The sequence below is a fragment of the Streptomyces sp. NPDC054840 genome, assembly GCF_053611065.1.
On sequence record NZ_JBSGZP010000613.1, the window covers coordinates 1 to 4418 of the forward strand.

The following is a 4418-nucleotide window of genomic DNA, read 5'->3' on the forward strand; positions in this document are numbered from 1 at the left end:
TCGTATTTCAGATGAATGGTGATCACCGCCCCATCATGCCGGGACGCCACGACTTCCCCCGGTACGGAAGCAATCGCCGCCTTCGGGGAGGGGAGCGGGCCGAATCCTCGTACGCTGCGGGAGTGGGAGAGAAGTAGCGGAAGGGGGGACCGCATGTCCATGCGGAAGGGTGCCAACGTACCGGTGCCGAGTGCCACGGTCCGGGTGGAGCTGGGTTGGCGAGGGGGTCCTGGAGCGTCGGATGTGGATGTGTCGGCCCTGCTGCTGACAACTGCCGGCAAGGTGCGTTCGGACGACGACTTCGTGTTCTACAACCAGCCCGTGCACCCCAGTGGTGCCGTGCGCCACGAGGGACGGCACCAGGACGGCACGGGCGTGCTCGAAACGATCGGGGTGACGCTGTCCGGCGTGGAGGAGGAGATCGGGACCGTGGTGATCGCGGCTTCCACCGACGGCACGTTCGGTCAGGTGTCCGGCCTCTTCGTACGCGTGCTGGACGCGCGGAGCGGCGTGGAGACGGCACGGTTCGATGCCACGGATGCCACCTCGGAGACCGCGTTCGTGCTCGGGGAGCTGTACCGGCGGGCGGGTGCGTGGAAGTTCCGGGCGGTGGGTCAGGGGTACGCCTCCGGACTGGCCGGCCTCGCCGCCGACTTCGGGATCACGGTCGACGATCCGGCCCCGACCCCGACCCCGCCTGCGCCGGCGCCTGCGCCCGTACAGCGGGAGGTGAACCCTCCCACGCCTGCCCGGCCGGTACAGCTGTCGAAGATCACCTTGACGAAGGCGGCCCCCGCGGTGTCGCTGACCAAGCAGGGGGCCACCTCCGGGGGCATGCGGGTCAATCTCACATGGAGCGCCGCGGCACCGCCGCGCGGATGGATGCGTAAGGGGAAGGACGCCGTCCGACTGGAGGACGTCGACCTCGACCTCTCCTGCCTGTGGGAGCTGCGGAACGGAACGAAGGGGATCGTGCACCCCATCGACAACCAGTTCGGCTCGTTCCACCAGCCGCCGTACATCCAGCTGGACCACGACGACCGGACCGGTGCGAGCGAGGCCGGCGAGAACCTCATGATCAACCTTGATCACGCGGCCGAGATCAAGCGCGTCCTGGTGTTCGTGGTCATCTACGCCGGGGCCACCAGCTTCTCGGGGCTTCAAGGGGTCGCCACCCTTCATCCGCCCGTCGGTCCGCCGATCGAGGTGCGCCTGGACGAGTGCACCGTCCCCTCACCGGTGGCCGCGATCGCCCTGATCGAGAACGTGGGCGGGGAGTTGATCGTCCGGCGGGAGGCGAAGTACCTCCTGCCGGCGCCCGGCATCTTCAAGCAGCAGGCGGCGGACATCGAGTACGGGTGGGACATGAGCTGGCAGTCGGCGAGCAAGGACTGACCCGTCGACGGCCTGAGGGCTGTCCCGTCATCCCGGTGTTGCGACAACGCGGCGAGGTGCCGTAGCTGTCGTCGTGCGCCCGCCGGGGAGGACGGGGACGGCCCTTGGGTGACTCGTGCGTACTGCACACCCCATCGGTGACAGCCGCGACTGTCGCGGCCCTCGGAACGCGTGACAGCGTGGGCACGTCACCGACCGAGGGAGCAGGTGTGAACAAGGGGTACGCCGCCTTCTGCGACGCCGACCGCTGGTTCTACGACGCGCCGTACCGGCGGGCCGAGGAGAACTACCCGGCCGCGCTCGCCCCCGTACCGGCGGGGTGGCAGACGCACCGCAGCGGGGACTGGCTGGCGCTGCGGCCCGTCGACGCCCGGCTTCCCTCCCAGGGCTGGAAGATCCACGTCTCGGCGTGCCTGGACAACGCCGAGTCCGTCCTCGAACGGGTCCGCGCGTACTGCCTGGAGCGCCGGATCGCGTTCAAGTTCGTGCCGAGCGGATACCTGCTGCACCTGCGCAACGCGAAGTACGCCGACCGCGCGGCGAGCGGCAAGTTCCTCACCGTGTACCCGGCGGACGCGGAGCAGTGCCGGCGCGTCGCCGAAGAGCTCGACGCGTTGCTGGGCGGCGAGCCCGGCCCGTACATCCTGAGCGACCTGCGCTGGAACGACGGCCCCGTGCACCTGCGTTACGGGAGTTTCACCCTGCGGCACTGCTACGACGACCGTGGTGAGCTCGTCCCCGCGATCGAGACCCCGGACGGCCGGCTCGTTCCGGACTCACGGGGTCCGGTGTTCCAGCCGCCCGAGTGGGTCGAGCTGCCCACGTTCCTCGCGCCCCATCTGGCCCGGCGGGCCGCCGTCACCCTCGAAGGCCTTCCGTACACGGTCGAAAGGGCCCTGCACTTCTCCAACGGTGGCGGTGTCTACGCCGGCCGTGACGGGCGCACCGGCGAGCCGGTCGTCCTCAAGGAAGCGCGCCCCTTCGCGGGGCTCGCGGCCGACGGGGCGGACGCCGTGACCCGGCTGCACCGTGAACGCAGGGCCTTGGAGCAGTTGGCCGGGCTGGACTGCGTGCCCGCGGTCCACGGCGCCTTCACCGTGGGGGACCACCACTTCCTGGTGATGCAGTACCTGGAGGGCAAACCCCTCAACACCTACTTCGCCCGCAGGCACCCGTTGATCGAGGCCGACCCCGATCCCGCGGAGCTCGCGGAGTACACCCGGTGGGCGCTGGAGGTCCACCGGCGGGTGACGGCGGCCGTGGAGGCGGTGCACGCCCGTGGCATCGTCTTCAACGACCTGCACCTTTTCAACATCATGGTCGCGGAGGACGAGTCGACCGGTGGGATGTCGGTCGCGCTGCTCGACTTCGAGGCCGCCGCCCACGTGGACGAGGGGCTCCGCCAGACCGTCGCCAACCCGGCGTTCGTCGCCCCGGCCGGCCGACGCGGTTTCGCCGTCGACCGGTACGCCCTGGCCTGCCTGCGGCTGGCCCTGTTCCTGCCGCTGACCAGCCTGCTGGTGCTGGACCGGGCCAAGGCGGCACACCTGGCCGACATCGCCGCCGAGCAGTTCCCGGTACCCCGTGAATTCCTCGACGAGGCGGTACGGGAGATCCTCGCGGACCCCGGTCCCGGCTCCGGCGGGCGCGCGGGTTCCGGCGGGCGCGCGGTCGTACCCCGTACCCGCCCCTACCTGCCCGTCGAACCGGGCGACCGGGACGCCGCATGTGCCTCGATGACGGCGGCGATCCGGGCGAGCGCCACCTTCGACCGCGAGGACCGCCTCTTCCCCGGGGACCCGGCCCAGTTCGCGACCGCCGGCGGCGGAACCGGATTCGCCCACGGAGCGGCCGGCGTGCTGTACGCGCTCGCCGAGACCGGCGCCGACCCGTGGCCCGAGGCCGAGGAATGGCTGCTGGCGCGGACCAAGGAACCGGCCTCCGGCATGCCGCTGGGTTTCTACGACGGCCTCGCCGGTCTCGCGTGGACCCTGGAACGGCTCGGCCACCGCGACCGGGCGCTGACCCTCGCCGAACAACTGCTGGGCCAGCCCTGGCAGTCGGCCGGACCCGACCTGCACGGCGGAGTCGCCGGCATCGGCCTGGCCCTGGACTCCCTGGGCTCGGCCACCGGCGAGGGCGAACTGCACGCCGCGGCCCTGCGCTGCGCCGAGCTCCTCGCCGATCCCGCGACCACGTCCGGGCCGAAACGGGCCGGTCTGCTCCACGGGCACAGCGGCCCCGCACTGCTCCATCTGCGGCTCTACGAACGCACCCGCGACCAGGAGTGGCTGATCCGGGCCGGCCGGGCCCTGCACCGCGATCTCGACCGCTGCGTGACCAGCGCCTTCGGCACCCTCCAGGTCGACGAGGGCTGGCGCACGATGCCCTACCTCGGCGGCGGCAGCGTAGGGATCGGCATGGTGCTGGACGACTGGCTGGAGCACACGCGGGACGAGCGCTTCGAACGCGCCCGGCCGGAGATCGTCCGCGCCGCCCAGGCGACCTTCTACGCCCAGCCCGGCCTGTTCCGCGGGGCGGCCGGCATGATCCTCCACCTGGCCCGGACCACGACACCGGGTCCGGGTTCCGGCCCCGCGGACATCGCGCGGCAGGTCGAGGCCCTGGCCCGGCACGCGGTCCCGTACCGCGGCTTCCTGGCCTTCCCCGGCGAGCAGATGATGCGCCTGTCCATGGACCTGTCCACGGGCACGGCCGGCGCGCTCCTCGCCCTCGGCAGCGCCGCGCCCGGTGGGCGCGCGCACCTGCCGTTCCTCCCTCCGCCGCGGTCGGCCGCGGCGGTCCCAGAGCCGGTCCCCCTCGCGGGGGCCGTGACCCATCGGAACACCACAGTGAAGAGGAAAAGGACATGACGCTTCTCGACCTGCAGTCGATGGAAACCCCCAAGGAAGAGATAACCGAGGCCGCGACCGGTGGCGGCAGCCGTGCCAGCCTGCTGCTCTGTGGCGACAGCAGCCTGAGCATCACGACCTGTAACTGATCAGGGATCAGGTCCTCCCGGG

Annotated in this window: 3 protein-coding genes; all 3 read left to right on the top strand. The window is 71.5% G+C overall.

Going from position 1 to position 4418, the window contains the following annotated elements:
- The first annotated feature begins 153 nt into the window (after window positions 1-153).
- The 3 genes from ACWGIU_RS30725 (at window position 154) to ACWGIU_RS30735 (ending at window position 4396) form a co-directional block, all read left to right on the top strand.
- Window positions 154-1395, top strand: coding sequence for a TerD family protein (locus ACWGIU_RS30725; protein ID WP_453711284.1), 1242 nt, complete (start codon window positions 154-156; stop codon window positions 1393-1395).
- Between the two features lie 209 nt (window positions 1396-1604).
- Window positions 1605-4268 carry a class III lanthionine synthetase LanKC gene (gene lanKC, locus ACWGIU_RS30730; RefSeq protein ID WP_453711286.1) on the top strand — a complete coding sequence of 888 codons (2664 nt, stop codon included), beginning with the start codon at window positions 1605-1607 and terminating at the stop codon, window positions 4266-4268.
- Complete coding sequence (locus tag ACWGIU_RS30735; protein ID WP_351276192.1) at window positions 4265-4396, top strand: SapB/AmfS family lanthipeptide; 132 nt, start codon at window positions 4265-4267, stop codon at window positions 4394-4396. The genes lanKC and ACWGIU_RS30735 overlap by 4 nt, the downstream gene beginning before the upstream one ends.
- Window positions 4397-4418 lie beyond the last annotated feature (22 nt).